At 33.8% G+C, this 15,459-nt stretch carries 16 protein-coding genes; 8 read left to right on the top strand and 8 right to left on the bottom strand.

Going from position 1 to position 15,459, the window contains the following annotated elements:
- Positions 1–35 precede the first annotated feature (35 nt).
- Together ACIEHO_RS14060 and ACIEHO_RS14055 are read left to right on the top strand one after the other, a co-directional pair.
- Positions 36–2,075, top strand: a complete 2,040-nt coding sequence (locus ACIEHO_RS14060) for a tetratricopeptide repeat-containing sensor histidine kinase (RefSeq protein WP_406972821.1) — start codon at positions 36–38, stop codon at positions 2,073–2,075.
- Between the two features lie 3 nt (positions 2,076–2,078).
- A complete protein-coding gene (locus tag ACIEHO_RS14055) occupies positions 2,079–2,834 on the top strand; it encodes a LytR/AlgR family response regulator transcription factor (RefSeq protein ID WP_406972819.1) in 756 nt (251 codons plus the stop codon).
- Here ACIEHO_RS14055 and ACIEHO_RS14050 read toward each other — a convergent pair.
- From ACIEHO_RS14050 to ACIEHO_RS14030, 5 genes are read right to left on the bottom strand one after another with little or no spacing between them, the layout of a single operon-like run.
- Entirely contained in the window at positions 2,826–3,362 is a 537-nt protein-coding gene (locus ACIEHO_RS14050; RefSeq protein WP_406972817.1) for a JAB domain-containing protein, read from the bottom strand. The genes ACIEHO_RS14055 and ACIEHO_RS14050 overlap by 9 nt on opposite strands.
- 36 nt (positions 3,363–3,398) lie before the next feature.
- A complete protein-coding gene (locus ACIEHO_RS14045) occupies positions 3,399–3,686 on the bottom strand; it encodes a hypothetical protein (RefSeq protein ID WP_406972815.1) in 288 nt (95 codons plus the stop codon).
- A gap of 3 nt (positions 3,687–3,689) precedes the next feature.
- Positions 3,690–3,962, bottom strand: coding sequence for a helix-turn-helix domain-containing protein (locus tag ACIEHO_RS14040; RefSeq protein WP_406972813.1), 273 nt, complete (start codon positions 3,960–3,962; stop codon positions 3,690–3,692).
- Between the two features lie 37 nt (positions 3,963–3,999).
- Positions 4,000–4,269 carry a hypothetical protein gene (locus ACIEHO_RS14035; protein WP_406972811.1) on the bottom strand — a complete coding sequence of 90 codons (270 nt, stop codon included), beginning with the start codon at positions 4,267–4,269 and terminating at the stop codon, positions 4,000–4,002.
- Between the two features lie 10 nt (positions 4,270–4,279).
- Entirely contained in the window at positions 4,280–5,488 is a 1,209-nt protein-coding gene (locus ACIEHO_RS14030) for a tyrosine-type recombinase/integrase (protein WP_406972809.1), read from the bottom strand.
- 269 nt (positions 5,489–5,757) lie between these two features.
- On the opposite strand from ACIEHO_RS14030, the gene ACIEHO_RS14025 reads away from it, so the two are divergent.
- From ACIEHO_RS14025 to ACIEHO_RS14000, 6 genes are all read left to right on the top strand, one after another.
- A complete protein-coding gene (locus ACIEHO_RS14025; protein WP_406972807.1) occupies positions 5,758–7,104 on the top strand; it encodes a tyrosine-type recombinase/integrase in 1,347 nt (448 codons plus the stop codon).
- 3 nt (positions 7,105–7,107) lie between these two features.
- Positions 7,108–7,743, top strand: a complete 636-nt coding sequence (locus ACIEHO_RS14020) for a hypothetical protein (protein WP_406972805.1) — start codon at positions 7,108–7,110, stop codon at positions 7,741–7,743.
- A gap of 84 nt (positions 7,744–7,827) precedes the next feature.
- Positions 7,828–8,262, top strand: coding sequence for a hypothetical protein (locus tag ACIEHO_RS14015; RefSeq protein ID WP_406972803.1), 435 nt, complete (start codon positions 7,828–7,830; stop codon positions 8,260–8,262).
- 88 nt (positions 8,263–8,350) lie between these two features.
- Complete coding sequence (locus ACIEHO_RS14010; protein ID WP_406972801.1) at positions 8,351–8,860, top strand: hypothetical protein; 510 nt, start codon at positions 8,351–8,353, stop codon at positions 8,858–8,860.
- A 317-nt stretch (positions 8,861–9,177) separates the two neighbouring features.
- Positions 9,178–9,414 (top strand): hypothetical protein, encoded by a 237-nt coding sequence (locus ACIEHO_RS14005; protein ID WP_406972799.1) that lies wholly within the window; start codon positions 9,178–9,180, stop codon positions 9,412–9,414.
- Between the two features lie 45 nt (positions 9,415–9,459).
- Positions 9,460–9,663, top strand: coding sequence for a hypothetical protein (locus ACIEHO_RS14000; protein ID WP_406972797.1), 204 nt, complete (start codon positions 9,460–9,462; stop codon positions 9,661–9,663).
- Between the two features lie 496 nt (positions 9,664–10,159).
- Here ACIEHO_RS14000 and ACIEHO_RS13995 read toward each other — a convergent pair whose 3' ends face one another.
- From ACIEHO_RS13995 to ACIEHO_RS13985, 3 genes are read right to left on the bottom strand one after another with little or no spacing between them, the layout of a single operon-like run.
- Positions 10,160–12,106: a sialate O-acetylesterase gene (locus tag ACIEHO_RS13995; protein WP_406972795.1), complete on the bottom strand. Its 1,947-nt coding sequence runs from the start codon at positions 12,104–12,106 to the stop codon at positions 10,160–10,162.
- A 4-nt stretch (positions 12,107–12,110) separates the two neighbouring features.
- Positions 12,111–13,601, bottom strand: coding sequence for an alpha-L-fucosidase (locus ACIEHO_RS13990; protein WP_406972793.1), 1,491 nt, complete (start codon positions 13,599–13,601; stop codon positions 12,111–12,113).
- A 4-nt stretch (positions 13,602–13,605) separates the two neighbouring features.
- Positions 13,606–15,450 carry a glycoside hydrolase family 2 protein gene (locus ACIEHO_RS13985; protein WP_406972791.1) on the bottom strand — a complete coding sequence of 615 codons (1,845 nt, stop codon included), beginning with the start codon at positions 15,448–15,450 and terminating at the stop codon, positions 13,606–13,608.
- Positions 15,451–15,459 lie beyond the last annotated feature (9 nt).

Below are 15,459 nucleotides of genomic sequence, written 5' to 3'. Positions count from 1 at the left end.
ATTAGAGCAGCAATTAATCTATCAACTTCAACTTAATGAAAATAAAAAGCGTTTTTGCTCTAAGTCTATTTCTTTTAATCACGAATAATCTTATAGCACAACAAAAAGTCATTGATTCTTTAGAACAACAGCTTTTAAACCCAAGTAATGGACTAAGCATCGCTGAAAACCTTAATGAACTAAGTTGGTATTACGCTTTTTCCAATTCGGAGAAAGGAATAGACAGAGCCAATAAAGCCATAGAAAACGCAATCAAAGATAAAGATTCCTTGCAGCTAGGAATAGCTTATGAACGTAAAGGCTTTAATTACCAAAATCAGGGAAAAGATTCATTAACAATCGTTTTTTACGAGAAAGCAAAAAATATCTATGCACAAACAGGGCATCAAAAATTTGTAGCAGGTTTAACTTTTAATATTGGCAATTTTTACTTCTATAGATCGAATTATAAAAAATCTCTCAATCATGTTGAAGAAGCTCTTGGGTTCTATAAAAAAGGTAAGGACTCAATAAGAATGAGCAGAAGCTATAATCTAATTGGTTTAAATCAGATGTACTTAGGCGATTACTCTTTAGCGATTGAAACGTTTCAAAAAGGATTGTTGTTTTTAGAGCTTACAGGCAATAGCACCACACAATTTTATGCCGAACTTCAAGGTAATCTTGCATTGCTCTATGAGAAGATTTCTGATTTTGAAAAAGCACTGGAATATCAAAACAAAGCCTTAATCCTCCATAAAAAGAATAACTATAAAGTTGGTATTTCAAATACCTACGCAAATATTGGCAAACTGTATGGAAGATTAGGACAACATCAAAAAGCATTGGAAGCGCATAAAGAGTCTTTAAAGCTTAAAGAACAACTGGATAATAAATATCGTTTAGCAAATGGTCTTACAAATCTTGGCATTACATATAGTGAACTGAAACAATACCCAAACGCAATTGAAAACTTAAACAAAGCTAAATTGATATATAAAGAGTTGGAGCACAATACAAACCTTTCAACAGTTTATAAAAATCTTGGTGATATTTATCTAGACAAAAATCAATCTCAAAAAGCATTTGTTCAGTTTGACTCTGCCTACATCTATGCAAAAAAAGCAGAAGATAAAAGAGCTATGTTTCTGGCTAAAGAAGGTTTATCAAAGGCTTTATTCTTAAAAGCCAATTATAAGAGAGCTTATAAAGAACAGGCTGAATCCCTTATGATTAAAGATAGCTTGCTTTCAAATGAAAAGAGAGATGAATACGCCAATTTAAAAGCCAAATACGAATACGAAAAAGAAAAAGCAGTATTACAGGCAAATTTTGAAAAAGACAAAGCCATTGATGCAGCCGAAATCAAACAGCAAATGCTCATTAGAAATATTAGTATAGGAGCAGGTATTTTTGGTATTGTTGTTTTGGGAATAGTTTTAACACTTGTAAGACGTAATAAAGAAGCAAAATTAAAAGGTCAGTTAGCCACTTCCGAACTTCAAAAAATAAGGGCACAGTTAAACCCTCATTTTATATTCAATAGTCTCAACTCCATTGGTGACTATGTACAAAAAAACGGAAAAGATAAGGCACGCAATTATATTGAGAGGTTTGCAGCCATAATGCGTAAAATATTGGACAATTCTCAAAAGGCAGAAATACCCCTAGAAAAAGAAATAGAATTTTTAGAAGGCTATATCAAATTAGAACAGCAAAGACTTGAAAATAGATTTGATTATACCGTTAATGTGGACAGTGATATTGATGAAGAAAACACCCTAGTCCCGCCTGCCCTTTACCAACCATTTATTGAAAATAGCATTTGGTATGCGTTTCCAGAAAAAAAGGGAAAAGGACAGCTAACAATCACTTTTGAAAAAGAACAAAATACGCTTGTTTGTACTATTGATGATAATGGTTTAGGCATAAAACAGAAACAAGAGACAGATAAAAAATCGTTTGGAATAAGCGGTGTCCAAAACAGAGTTGAGTTGTTTAAACAGATTAAAAGGTCGGAAGCACGAGTTGAGATTATTGAAAAAGAGCAAGGCGTTCGTGTCATAATACAAATACCTTTGTCTTTAGAATTTTAGCCCATGATAAAAGCCTTGATAATCGATGACGAGCAACACGCAATTAATGCGTTAGCAGACCATTTAAAACCATATAGCGATTATACTATTTGTGGCACAGCAAAAACCTTAGAAGAAGCTATCGCTTTGACCAAAAAGACACAGCCCAACCTTGTGTTTTTGGATGTTGTTTTAGGTTCTAAAACAGGCTTCGATTATCTTAACGCATTTACACCCACTATAAATTTTGATGTAATATTTACCACGGCTTATAACAAATATGCTGCTAAAGCCTTTAAGTTTAGTGCCCTGCATTATTTATTGAAACCAATTAATGCAGATGATTTTAAGGATGCTCTATCACGAGTTGAGGATAAGATAACCCAGCAAGAACATCTGGAACGCTTAAAAAGCCTTGAACATAACTTTAATAATCCCAACGGCTATAAATGCATTCATCTACCCACATCGTCAGGTGCTTTTAAAGTAGAGTCAAAACACATTTTATATATAAAATCAGAAAGTAATTATGCTGATTTCTTTTTAACTGATGAAAGAAAGATTTTGATTTCCAAAACATTAAAATATTGTACTGAACTATTAGAAGAAAGTCATTTTTATAGAGTGCATAAATCCTATTTGATTAATACCAAGCAAATGAAAGCGTATAACAAAAAGACGGGAATAGTAACGATGAATGACGGCACACCTATTTCTGTGGCAGTAAGGAAACAAAAAGATTTTTTTGAAACGTACTTTTCTGGAAGACCGCTACATTAAACCTAAATCTGCAAATGAAGCATAGGTTTCGTCTGTGATAATGATATGATCAAGAATAGGTAAATCTAAATATTCACCCCCTTGCACAAGTTTTTCAGTAAGACGTTTATCCGCTTCACTTGGGCTTATGTTTCCCGATGGATGATTATGCCCTAGTATGAGAGAACAAGAACGTGCCTTTAAAGCAGACGCAAACACCAGTTTTGGGTCAACGAATGTCCCTGATACTCCTCCTTTAGAAATAGGGATTATACCCATGCAGTGATTATTACGGTCAAGTAACATGAGCTTAAATTCTTCTTGCAAGTTAATCGTCATATCATCCCAATTTTCACGAAACAACTCATAACCGTCTTTTGAACATGATACTTTCGGACGGTCACTTGCTCTCACCTTTCGCTTATAGGTGAGTTCGATTTCAGAAATTTTAAACAGATCTATTTTTGTCATGTAGGCAGTATGACCTATTAAAATGATATAGTGTACTGACATAAAAAATGAGCCGATTAACAAAATTAATCGGCTCATTTTAAATTTTATGCATTATAAAACCACCTATATTGGTCAAAGTTCTAAATCAATATCTTTATCCTTATCGTTTTTTGTAGGCTCCAAATCGATATAAGAATTATCAATACTATCCATATCAAACGGAGGGATAATATCTTTATTCTTTTCTTGAGTTAGTTCTTTAGAATATTGCTGCATGCCATCTTTCATTGCCTGCATTCTATTTTTTCCTGCATTAATACCATCAATATCTTCTGGTTTTAGTCCAAGTTCTTTAGCTACCTCATAGCCCTGATTAAAAGCTTCTATATAATCCTTATCTACTTTCGTTTGTTCTTCCATAGCTTAAAAAGTATCACGAGCATGACCCTCTAAATAATCATCTATTGAATTACGGTCATAAAGAATAATTCTCTTTTGAGGTTGGGAAAAACGAATTTTCCCTTCATCCCTTAATTTTTGCAAAGTAGTTTTAGATGAAATATTCAGCAATTTCATAGCCTCTTCACCATCAATCCACTTAAATGGTGTCTCCTTAGTACGTTTTTGTTCAAGATGTTCAACCACCTTGTCAAAAAGTTTATAAAATGCTTCTTCTTGTAAACAGACAACTTGCATAAAGCTAATATCGTAAAAATTTAGAAACTGACTTCTCTTAATTCTTACTTACTCTCATATTTAAAACAGCTTCCTCTTTTGGGGTTAATTTAAGTTGTGAGAACTTCTTCATTATAGATATAAAGTCTATAACAGCTTGTTTGTTCTCGAAGTTTGGATTGAAAGTGCCTTTTGTATCAAATAAAGTATTAACTGCTTCAACCCCATCTTTTTCTAAAACCTCATAAATCTCATCAATTAATTCTGGTGCTATTTTAGGAGCGTCATTAAATATTTTTTCTATTTCTTCTTTAGAAAACTTTCTCATTCTTTTTGTTTTAAAAATTAATAACTGAATCCAACGCATCATCCGTCTCTTTGTGCATGAAGTTTTGCTGATAGTTTATCGTAGTTGTTATGGAAGAATGACGATAAAGCTTTTGCAACATCTGTATTGGAATTTTGTCTCCTGAAATATTACCAAAGCTGTGTCGAGCAATATGCATAGATAACTTCTTATCGATTTTAAGTTTTTCTGCCACTATTGCTAATCGTCGATTAAGGTTTCTTGTTATTGTTTTAACTCTGGTTGCAACCTCTTTCTCATTTTTTAAATTAGTGCCTTTTAGAAATGGAAAAACCAAACCATTCTTATTTCCTTTTTCCTCTTCGTAAGAATTTAATATTATCTGTGCTTTCTCTGGGACAGCCAAAGAAACAAGTTTTTGGTTTTTACCCATACGATAATATAAGCGACCATCTTTAAAGTCAGACCATTTAAGTTTAAGAACATCCCCTACTCTGACACCTGCAAAATAAAAGCTAACCAACCAAACATGGACAGCATGTTGCTGAGCTTGGGTTATACCTTCAGCATTTTCTAATTGTTGAACTTCTTTTTTATTCAAACCTATTTTTTCTGTTTCAGGAAATTTAATCTGAATTTTACCCTTACCAAACGGATAGTTATTATCGTTTACATTAAATTCCTTACGGGCAAAATTGTAGATTGTACGAATAAGCATGAGATAATTAACGGCTGTCCGTGGTGAAACCTTTCTTTCATATAGAAGATGTGCTTCAAATCCTTTTAGCAATGTGAAATCTAAATCAGTAAAAGATAATTCTGAACGACCAATAAAGTTTTTAAAAATCTCAATTCTCTTACTTTGATTGTAATGTTGATTGAACTTTTTACGCTTTAAGAGATTACCGAGGAATATTGTACTTATCTCAAAAAACTCTTTTTTATCTTCTCCTACTATTGTCTTTTTTATTTTACTTACAGATTGGTCTACACGACTACTATCACTATCCAATAAGGTGTCATTCGCTTCTGAAAGCTTTTTAAGTAGCAAATTGTTTAATCGCTTAGAATTGGGATGAGATTTTTTTACTTTACTATGCTTACTGTCCCAATATTTTTCATCAATATACTGACCTGTGTATAAATAAGAAGATTTCCTATCTTTGGTAAGACGAATGGCTAGAGGAAACAAACCTGCGCTGTTTGGTTTTCGTCTCAAAACTGCCTGTATTGTTGACATAGCTCTTGTTTTTATTAGTATAAAGATACAAAATTCAGGTACAACATAGGTACAACATTTGGTGTTTTTTCATGATTTTTATTGAATTTTTATCATCCACAAAAAACACAAAATACTCATAATCAATTGATTTTAAACACATTTAAAACCATATAGATACAATTGATTCAGAATTCATAACCCGGAGGTCGGGGGATCGTGCCCCCCTCTCGCTACATAATGTAATCATTTCAAAACAAACGGTTTAGGTTTTCCAAACCGTTTTTTTTATGTCTTTATTAAATGATTTTCTTACATTTGAACACAGAAGTGAACACGTTTTTGCACACGATTTAGAACACGATTTGAGTAAAAAGCCCCAATTTTCATCCCCAAAAATCTACACGGCCAACGGTGATTTAAGTAAACGTTGGTACGTCTATTTTTCGTTCCGAAATCCTGAAACAGGAAAACTAGAGCGTATGAAAAATATTTATGGGATTGCCAATACCCATAAAAAAAAGGAAGACCGATTGGCTGTTTTAACGGTTTATAGAAAAAGACTGCTCATTCTTCTCAAAAAAGGCTACAGTCCTTTTGAAAATAACGAACATTTGTTCGAAAAAGAAAAGGCCGGTACCAGGGTTAAAACTACTTCCAGTTCTGAAGTACCTCAAAATCCTAAACCGGTTGCAGTCGAAACCTCTAATAATGAAACCACAGCAATCCAACCTAATGGCAAGTCCCTAAAAGAAGCTTTCGATCTGAGCTTACACCTAAAAACCAATGTTGTCAGTGAGCGAACTTTAAAAGATTATAAGTTCCATGCGTATAAATTTATCGACTGGATAAAAGAAAACCACTCTAAAGCAACTACCATTGAACAGGTCGACAAGCCTTTAATCCAACAGTACCTCAACCAGGTACTTTCCAACACCAGTGCCAGAAACTATAATAACAGAAGAACCAATTTAAGTTCTTTACTGCAGGCCATGGCAGATAACGATGTTATCAGTGCAAACCCTGTTAAGAAAATTAAAGCACTGAGAACAAAGCCAGAACGCCACAAAACTTATTCCCAAGCTGTACAGACCAAAATTTTCAACTATTTAAAAAAGGAAGACCCCGTCCTACTCCTTTTTATTCAGTTCATTTCATACAACTTTTTAAGGCCTGTAGAAGTCTGTCGGTTAAAAGTTAAGGACATCAATGTTAAAGAGGGGTTGCTTCAATATAAGTCAAAGAACAGTGCCCTTGAGGTAAAGCGCATCCCTGACATGCTGTTAAACGAGCTTCCGGATCTAAGCAAACTGGATCCCGATAGTTTTTTGTTTACTCCTGAAAAATTGGGCGGTGCCTGGGACACGGAAGAGAACAATAAGAGAAATTACTTTTCCAAACGCTTTAAGAAAGTGGTCAAAGACCATTTTGGACTTGGCGAAAACTATGGGCTTTACAGCTTCAGACATACATTCATTACTAAACTATATCAGTCGCTGATAAAACAATACCCGCCCCACGAGGCAAAAAGCAGGATTATGCAGATTTCGGGGCATTCTACCATGGATGCTTTAGAAAAGTATTTACGCAGTATCGATGCCGCTGTTGCAGATGATTATTCACACTTATTGAAATAGCACATGAACGAGATTTTTAAGACCGTTAGGGACAATCTTATCAGATCATATATTTTTTATATACCCGAATACTTATACAAGGATTTCCAACAGACCGAGTTTAAAGATTTAATCCCCATAGAGGCTACAAATACCGTGGTGTTCATGAACCGAAAAGGTGAGCTTACAGCAAATGAGGCGCAGTTTAAAAGACTTGAAATATCGACTAAATGTAATGTCTTTGAAGAAAACGTCTTTTTATTGATTGACGCACAATCGAAGTTGGGAGAAAGTCAATTTCAGTTTTTAATGACAAGGTATTGGGAGCATCTGGATATCCATATGAACCTAACCTGTTTAATGTCTGTTCACTTAGCTAAATACATCAATGGTGTACCTGGGAACATTAGCGAGTTATTTAAGCTACAATCTGGTGCCTTTTTAAAGCACCATACAGAAATCAAGACCAAGTTTTTTGGTTTTGTAACTGGGAGCCCTTTTCAAGATAGATCAATGCATTTTAATCAAAATGGAAAGACTTCTAACGAAACGCTTAAACCCAAAAATAATAATATAAAACCTAAAAAACCTCAGATAATCAGTAATGCCGATGCGGATGCCTTTTTATTGGAATCGGTTTTTAATATAGGCCCTAAATAAGGTTACAAATGTCACCGAAAAACAGAAAATCAACGGTTAAATATTCAATTATACGTCAAACAAACGTTTATTTTACGCTAAATTATGGAAAGTAGATTTTATACCTGTACCTATTGTTTTAAAGAATTTGAACCCAAAAGACGGCGTGTGCAGAAGTATTGCAGTAACAGCTGCAGGAATAAGGCATATCACGCCAGAAAGACAAAACCCAGCACCCCAGCCCTAACCAATGACAAACTACCAGCGGTAAATGAGAAACCCGAAAACATAACTAAAAAGGAAACAATGAAGTTTACAGGCGTTGGTGAAACAGTGGTTGGTATGGTTGCTTATGAAGCAGGAAAGGCATTACTAACCCCAATACAATCCAAATCGGCCACCAAAAAAGACATCCAGGAATTAAAGGCTTTTATTTCTGGAACACGGTACTTACCTATCAAAAATATGCCAAATGATAATTTTGGAAGACGCCCGTTTTACGATGTAGAAACTGAAGAGGTGGTTTACATTTATTTGTAAGACTCCAAAATATAAGGCTCAAAATAGTTTAATTTTATAAAAACCGTTTTATTTGTAGGAATAATATTTATATTTAAATAAATATAATGTGGATAAACGCAATTGCGTTTATCCAACCGTTACCACAAATTTAATGACAATCGATAAAGAAAATATCAGACAGACTTTTTCAATCTTTCACGATGGAACAATTTGCGGATTTAAAAATCACTCAAACGGACTGAAATTAAAAATCGATTGTTACTATTTATCGGAGATGATTAACCCAGAATTTGAGTCTTTTTACCTTGACCTAATTGAACCGACTGAATTGGAGTTCGAACCTTGGTCTGACAAAGGGTTCCCTCGAAAAAACATATCGGATTTAGAAAAAATCAGACAATTGGAATACAATATTTTCACTTGTAAAATCGAAAACGGAAAATATCAAGTCGACGTAGAAATTGAACAACCGAAAACAGCCTTAATAGGAGGAAGTTTAAATTTCGATTGTAAAGGAATAAAAATTTATGACCAATCATTGACCGAAATGACTTTTGAGCAACTATCCGAATTAAGTAAAAAATATTGGACTGAATTTGAACAACGAACCGAATAAAAAACTTGTGGTAACACCGTGTATAATTAATTGCTTTGGCAAGTGCTTATTTGGAAAATTCCTTCGGAATTTTCTCGCGCTCGTTTTTGTTTACTAAATTAGTTGCTTAAACACGCAACTAACCATACACAACAACGTTGTGCTTCATTCCCCACATCACGGAAAACTGAGATTAATTTCTCCAGATAACACTAAAATTTTGAGATTTTTTATAAAAAAAAGAGATAAAAATTAGGTTAATCGACTATGAATAAAAGGATAAGAACAAAAAATAACTAAATTTACTGTTAGTCAGAATTATGACCAACCGCTAACCAATGATAAAATTCTTTAGAAAAATTAGGCAAAACTTACTTTCAGAAGGAAAAACTGGAAAGTACATTAAATATGCTTTTGGAGAAATTATACTTTTAGTTATTGGAATTCTAATAGCATTGCAGCTAAATAATTTTAATGAAAAACGCAAAATCAATAACGATATAGAAAGTGTTTTTTCATTGCTTGAAAATGAGTTAGAAACTAATATAAAAGAAAGCAATAAGTTCTTAAAATAAGGTTACGAGATAGATTCAATCCAAACGCTTTTAAACCAAAATAAGGTGACTCATAAGATGATTTTTGAAACTCCTAATTTAATTAACAATCCCTTTGGCACACGTACCATTAAATTTTTGGATGACCGACTTGTTGAAACCATTACTTCAGAGAAACAGTTACCAAAACAATATCAAAAATTGATTCCAGATATTAAATATGTTAAAAGCCTTATTGATAACATAGATTTTGGGAAAGTAAAGCCTTAGAATTCTCATTAAGAAAAAATGAAGAATATGTCAATAGATTTCCTTGGTTTAATAGAATTGATTCACTATCATTTGAAAGACAGATTCACCACGCGTTAACAGATAGTATTTATAGAAATACAGTGAATCATTATACCACCAGATTACAATTAAATGAAAATGTTTGGTATGCCTCCTTAATGAGAAGCGCATCGGTAGCATTATTGTGGCAAATTAAGACTATTAAAGAACTGGATGAATCTTATACTATTAAACAATTCTTTAATGAACTTGGTCTAAAGCCATTATTCGAATATGAGTGTTCTGATATACCCTATAAAACAAATGAAATAAATTTTAGAAGACATTTTATTATTTACAACAACAATACCAATTAAGTATATGGGTAGCTTTGGTTTATTTAACCCCTTTAGAAACCTAAAAAGAATAGATCTTGGAGAACTGTTGATGTCTAAAACAAAGTTATTACCTGTACAATTAAAAAAATAATATTATCCTAAAACTTATAGATTTCACCTGAAGTTAATTTATCCCATCGATCCGTTCTAAACGGTGATGCAGGAAAACCTTCGTTGTTATAAAGATTACAATCACCAGCGTCATCAGCCCAACCATATCGAACAGCTTTTGGGGTTTTAACAGCTTTGCACGAAATAATAACTTTATCGCCTTTTATAACAGCTTTCACATAATGAAACACTTTGTCTTCACCAGCAACTTCAAACCCCTTTAAATATCCATATTTATTGGGAGTCGTTAATCCACTACCAATACTGTCAAAAGTCAAAACCACTTTATTATTTTGAATAGCCATTGATTCATAAGTTGGTCCACTATAAACATTATCCTTTTTATAAACTTTATTCAGAGCGATTGCTGCCAATCGACTGCCGACATCTTGCTTATTTGTTGGATGGATATCCTTGGGGTTTCCAATATCTATTGTTACGGCCATTCCTGCATTTTTAACGGTTTGCAAGGTATAACTTTGAGCTTCCCGTAATTCGGCCCATTTACTTCCTTTGTTACTGTTTCCTCCAAACTCATCAAAAGTGGATAGCTGCACAAAGTAAAATGGAAAATCACCCTGATTCCATTGGTTCCTCCAATACTTAATCATTAAAGGAAATGCTTTTTTGTACTGTTCTGCTCTATTGACATTGGCTTCGCCTTGATACCAAATGACACCCTGAAAGGCATAAGGAATCAATGGATTTACCATGGCATTATATAATAAAGAAGGGTAACTATTGGGTGAAAGTGAACTTTTAAAGTCCACGACTTGAAATTTCCAATCTCCAGCTAAAGGGATTACTGTATCACCTATTGAAAGTTGCAAATCTACTGCATTCCCCCAAATACCACCACCGCCGGCATAATCAAATATTTTAATGGCAATAGTATTTTTTCCCTCTTTTAAAATATTTTCGTCTATTTGATAAACACGTTTTTCATCGTATCGTTTTGTGGTGCCTACAGCAACTCCATTAACATAAGTGGTGTCTTGGTCGTCGATTTTTGCCAATTCTAAAACGGCTTTTTTACCAGCATCTTCTTTTAAAACCATAAACGATTTACGCATCCAAACAGTACCATCTAATTCTCCCAATTCTTGGTTTTCCCATAATTTAGGGGCATACATTTCTGGCCATTTTGAATCGTTAAAACCTAAATCCATAAAATAATTTTCATTAGAAACATCTATTTTATCCCCCTGCATACGCTCAATTCGCTTAGCGATTTGATTTATTTGAATACTTTGCAATGAATCGATATCAATATTTGGCATTTCAGCAATCATACTTTTAAACTCATCGTTATTTTCAAAAGCTTGTTTACTGGTCCAAGTTTCAACACAGGTTCCGCCCCAAGAGGTATTAATTATTCCTACGGGAATTTCAAGTTTCTCATATAACTGTTTCGCAAAAAAGTAGCCGACAGCCGTAAATTGGCCTACCGTATTATTGCTACAAACTTCCCAATTTCCTTCTTTCAATTTTTCTTTAGGTTTCCCAGCCATATCCTTTTCTAACAGAAAATGGCGAATATTAGGATAATCGCTGTCGTTCCTTTCGGCTTCAAAATTATCGGATTGACTTACCGGCCATTCCATGTTGGATTGCCCACTACAAATCCAAACTTCACCAATTAAAACATCATCTAAAACAATATTATTTTTTCCTTGTACGTTCATTGAAAAGGGTCCGCCAGCTTTTTCTGCTTTTAGAACAACCTTCCATTTCCCAGTTTTATCCGCTTTGGTTTTTAGTTTTTGATTTTTAAAAGAAACCGTTATTTTTTCATTAGGTTTTGCCCAGCCCCAAACAGGAATGGGTTTATTGCGTTGCAACACCATACCATCTGAAAACAGTTTTGGCAATTCAACATGTGCATGGCAAATAATGCTTAAACATAAAAATAGTAGTGATACGATAATTTTCATAAGTTTAATGGGTTTGAATTTTAACGATGAATGCTTTGTTATCAATTTCTTTAGCTGGAGTTATAAATTTCAAACCTTCGCTCGTTTGGTTAAATTCGATATTTTCATTGTAGCCTAAAATAGAAAGATTTTTAATACTTGGTATGTCTTCACCCAAAACTTCCTCGGTAAAGGAGTTCAGGGTAATTTCCACATCATTCCCTGGCCAACCCAAAATAGTAGCATAAATAGTATTTCCCTTCTTGGTGTAACGCACATCTTGAGGGGTGTAGGTAATTTTATCTAAAAACATTCCTGACTTTTCCTGTTTTGTTGGCCCTTCACCAAAAACCATCCATGGACGCGAGCCATAAATGGCTTCTCCGTTGACGTTTAACCACTCACCTATTTCCAAAAGAATATCTTGTTGGTTTTGTGGGATAATACCATTGGCCTTTGGGGAAACATTAAGCATTAAAGCCCCATTTTTACTAACCACATCAACCAGCACATGAATAATTTCGGCCGGAGTTTTAAGTCCTAAAGTATTGGTATAACTCCAACTACCTACAGATACAGTTTCGTCTGTTAACCAAAAGTCTTTTGTGATTCTGTTCATTCTGCCTTTTTCAAAATCTTCCAAACTCACCGATTTTGGAAATTCGCCTTCTTTATGTGTAAAAACGACTTGCTTGTTTTTAACAACGGCATTGTTAAAATAATAAGCCGCAAATTCCTTTCTGTACGATTCGGGTACTTTTTGTGTTTGGCTATCGAAATAAATTAAATCTGGACCGTAATTATCAATCACTTCTTTTAGTTGCCCCAACCAATCGTTGCTGAATTTTTCTTTGGAAATATTACCGTACATTTTAGCCAATTTTGGGTCTTCCGAGGCTGTCGCCATTTTAGGGTTATACGGAAAATATGATGTATCATTCAACCATTTTCTAGGCTCTTCTTTAAAAATTTGATGGTTTCTAGCGATATGGAACGATGCCACTAATTTCATATTTTTTTTATGAATAGCCTTTGCCAATTCGCCATATACATCGCGCTTTGGCCCCATATCAACGGCGTTCCAAGGATTAATTTCACTACCCCAGTTCGACCAACCATCGTGATGTTCAGCTACCAACCCAGCAAATTTAGCCCCTGATTTTTCGAATAATTCTGCCCATTCATCTGCATCAAAATGTTCAGCCTTAAACATCGGCACAAAATCGTGATACCCAAATTCTGACGGGTCTCCATAAGTTTCCATATGATGTTTATACTCATAACTACCTTCAATATGCATATTTCGGGCATACCAGTCGTTGGCAAACGCCGGAACCGACATGACACCCCAATGGGCATAAATTCCGAATTTAGCATCTTTAAACCATTCGGCAGCTTCATCATATTTAGCTAACGATTCCCAATTTGGTTCATATGTTACTGCTTTTTTGTTTTGTAAACAACTTGTTATAAAACATAACACTAATAAAAAGGTCGTCTTTTTTAAAAGGTTCATTTGTTTAGTTTTTTAAATTTTGATAATATGCATTCATAATGTACCAAGCTTTCTTTTTTTCTCCTTTTTCAGAAAGCAAGCCTTTCCTGTTCCATCCTTTTTGATAAATAGGGTGCATTCTTGATAAAGACCTATAATCGAACAAAATCCAAGGGCATACTCCAGCTAAATTTGGAGTGGTTTTAAACATTTTAATTTGGTCCTTGTAAATTTGCTCTTGATACTCTTCAGACCAGCTTGATGCAGCATCTTTAGGTAACTTGGTGTTTCCATAAAGTGCTTCTCCGCCAAATTCAGAAATAATTACTGGTTTGTCACTATTTACAAATTCCCATTGGGTATTTTCGGGTGAACCTTGCCACGGAACGTACCATCCCACATACTCATTTACAGAAATAACATCAAAATAATTATACAAAGAATCCCAAAGATTGAATGTGTTATTTTTATATTCTTGTGTAGATATAACTGTTGTTGTTAATCGGGTTGAATCCAAAACTTTACATTGTTTTGATAGTTTTATTAAGGCACTGTCTCTATTTGGTGTAAAATGATAGGTTTCGTTTGACAGACTCCAAATAATCACGCCACATCGGTTTTTATCTCGTTTAACCATTTCTTTGAGCATAATACCCATTTTTTCTTCCACTTTTTTATTTGAAAATTGAATATGTTGATAGATTGGAAGTTCTTCCCAAACCATTAACCCCATTTTTTCGGCTAGTTTAACCATATATTCACTATGAGGATAATGAGCCAAACGAACCATATTGCAACCTAATTCTTTTGCCCAATTTAATAGTGTTTTTGCATCTTCTTCTGAATAAGCTTTTGCTGCTCGTGTTGGCATTTCTTCAAGAATATTAACTCCTTTTAAAAATAAAGATTCTCCATTAAGCTTGATTTTTGTGCCGTTTGTGGCAATGGTTCTAAAACCTATTTCATCCTGAATTGTATCACTCTCACTTTGAATTAAAACTTGATATAATTTTGGGTTTTCTGGACTCCAAAGTTCAAATTTTGACTTAAATTTTATTATAGCCAATCCATTATCATCTGTTTTGGTATTGACATTTATTTTTAATTCTGGAATGCTCAATTTTACTTTTTTTGAAGCAGTAACCCCTTCTAATTTTATCCATCCTAAAACCTCATCAAAAGAATCTTTTTTTAACTGTATAAAATAATCTTCGATAAAAGAATTTGGCGTTTCTACCAAATAGACATCTCTTGTGATACCTCCATAATTAAACCAATCGAATCCCTTACTTGGAATATCTTCTTCATGTCTTTGGTTATTTGCTTTAACAATAACAGTGTTTTCCGATGCGCTTAGATAATTAGTGATTTCAAATTGAAACGGTGTAAACCCACCTTCATGGATTCCTACTAATTTTCCGTTTACATAAACTGTTGCCTTATAATTAACGGCTCCAAAATGAAGAAATAAGCGTTTGCTTTTATTCAACTGATACTTAAAACCCTTTTTATACCACACGGTACCTTCGTAATATACCAGTTCTGGTAATTGTGTATTGAAATCTCCTGGGACATTAATAACAGGACCCTCATCAAACGAATATTCTATAAAATCTGTTTTATTTTCTGGTTTTTTATCTTCCCAAACTTTTAACCAATCGCCTTTTTCCATTGGGTCAATAACGATATACCATTTGCCGTTAAGCGATATAGTATTTCTTCCTGAAACATTAATCATTGCACTTTGTGCAAACAATGTGCTAGTTATAAAAAAGACTAAAAGAAATTGAATGCTAAAAAACAATTTAACCAATAACCAACTCCTTGTACATATAACTAAAGAGTTTAATGTGTTTTTGTTGTCTTTCATAACTTATTG

It is taken from the genome of Flavisericum labens, assembly GCF_045446075.1.
GTDB classification, from domain to species: Bacteria; Bacteroidota; Bacteroidia; order Flavobacteriales; family Flavobacteriaceae; genus Flavisericum; species Flavisericum labens.
This window is presented reverse-complemented; position numbering and strand designations above follow the sequence as displayed.

Coding starts and splice junctions, on each gene's coding strand:
- ACIEHO_RS14060 (WP_406972821.1), top strand. CDS start 36: ATGAAAATAAAAAGCGTTTTTGCTCTAAGTCTATTTCTTTTAATCACG.
- ACIEHO_RS14055 (WP_406972819.1), top strand. CDS start 2,079: ATGATAAAAGCCTTGATAATCGATGACGAGCAACACGCAATTAATGCG.
- ACIEHO_RS14050 (WP_406972817.1), bottom strand. CDS start 3,362: ATGAGCCGATTAATTTTGTTAATCGGCTCATTTTTTATGTCAGTACAC.
- ACIEHO_RS14045 (WP_406972815.1), bottom strand. CDS start 3,686: ATGGAAGAACAAACGAAAGTAGATAAGGATTATATAGAAGCTTTTAAT.
- ACIEHO_RS14040 (WP_406972813.1), bottom strand. CDS start 3,962: ATGCAAGTTGTCTGTTTACAAGAAGAAGCATTTTATAAACTTTTTGAC.
- ACIEHO_RS14035 (WP_406972811.1), bottom strand. CDS start 4,269: ATGAGAAAGTTTTCTAAAGAAGAAATAGAAAAAATATTTAATGACGCT.
- ACIEHO_RS14030 (WP_406972809.1), bottom strand. CDS start 5,488: ATGTCAACAATACAGGCAGTTTTGAGACGAAAACCAAACAGCGCAGGT.
- ACIEHO_RS14025 (WP_406972807.1), top strand. CDS start 5,758: ATGTCTTTATTAAATGATTTTCTTACATTTGAACACAGAAGTGAACAC.
- ACIEHO_RS14020 (WP_406972805.1), top strand. CDS start 7,108: ATGAACGAGATTTTTAAGACCGTTAGGGACAATCTTATCAGATCATAT.
- ACIEHO_RS14015 (WP_406972803.1), top strand. CDS start 7,828: ATGGAAAGTAGATTTTATACCTGTACCTATTGTTTTAAAGAATTTGAA.
- ACIEHO_RS14005 (WP_406972799.1), top strand. CDS start 9,178: ATGATAAAATTCTTTAGAAAAATTAGGCAAAACTTACTTTCAGAAGGA.
- ACIEHO_RS13995 (WP_406972795.1), bottom strand. CDS start 12,106: ATGAAAATTATCGTATCACTACTATTTTTATGTTTAAGCATTATTTGC.
- ACIEHO_RS13990 (WP_406972793.1), bottom strand. CDS start 13,601: ATGAACCTTTTAAAAAAGACGACCTTTTTATTAGTGTTATGTTTTATA.
- ACIEHO_RS13985 (WP_406972791.1), bottom strand. CDS start 15,450: ATGAAAGACAACAAAAACACATTAAACTCTTTAGTTATATGTACAAGG.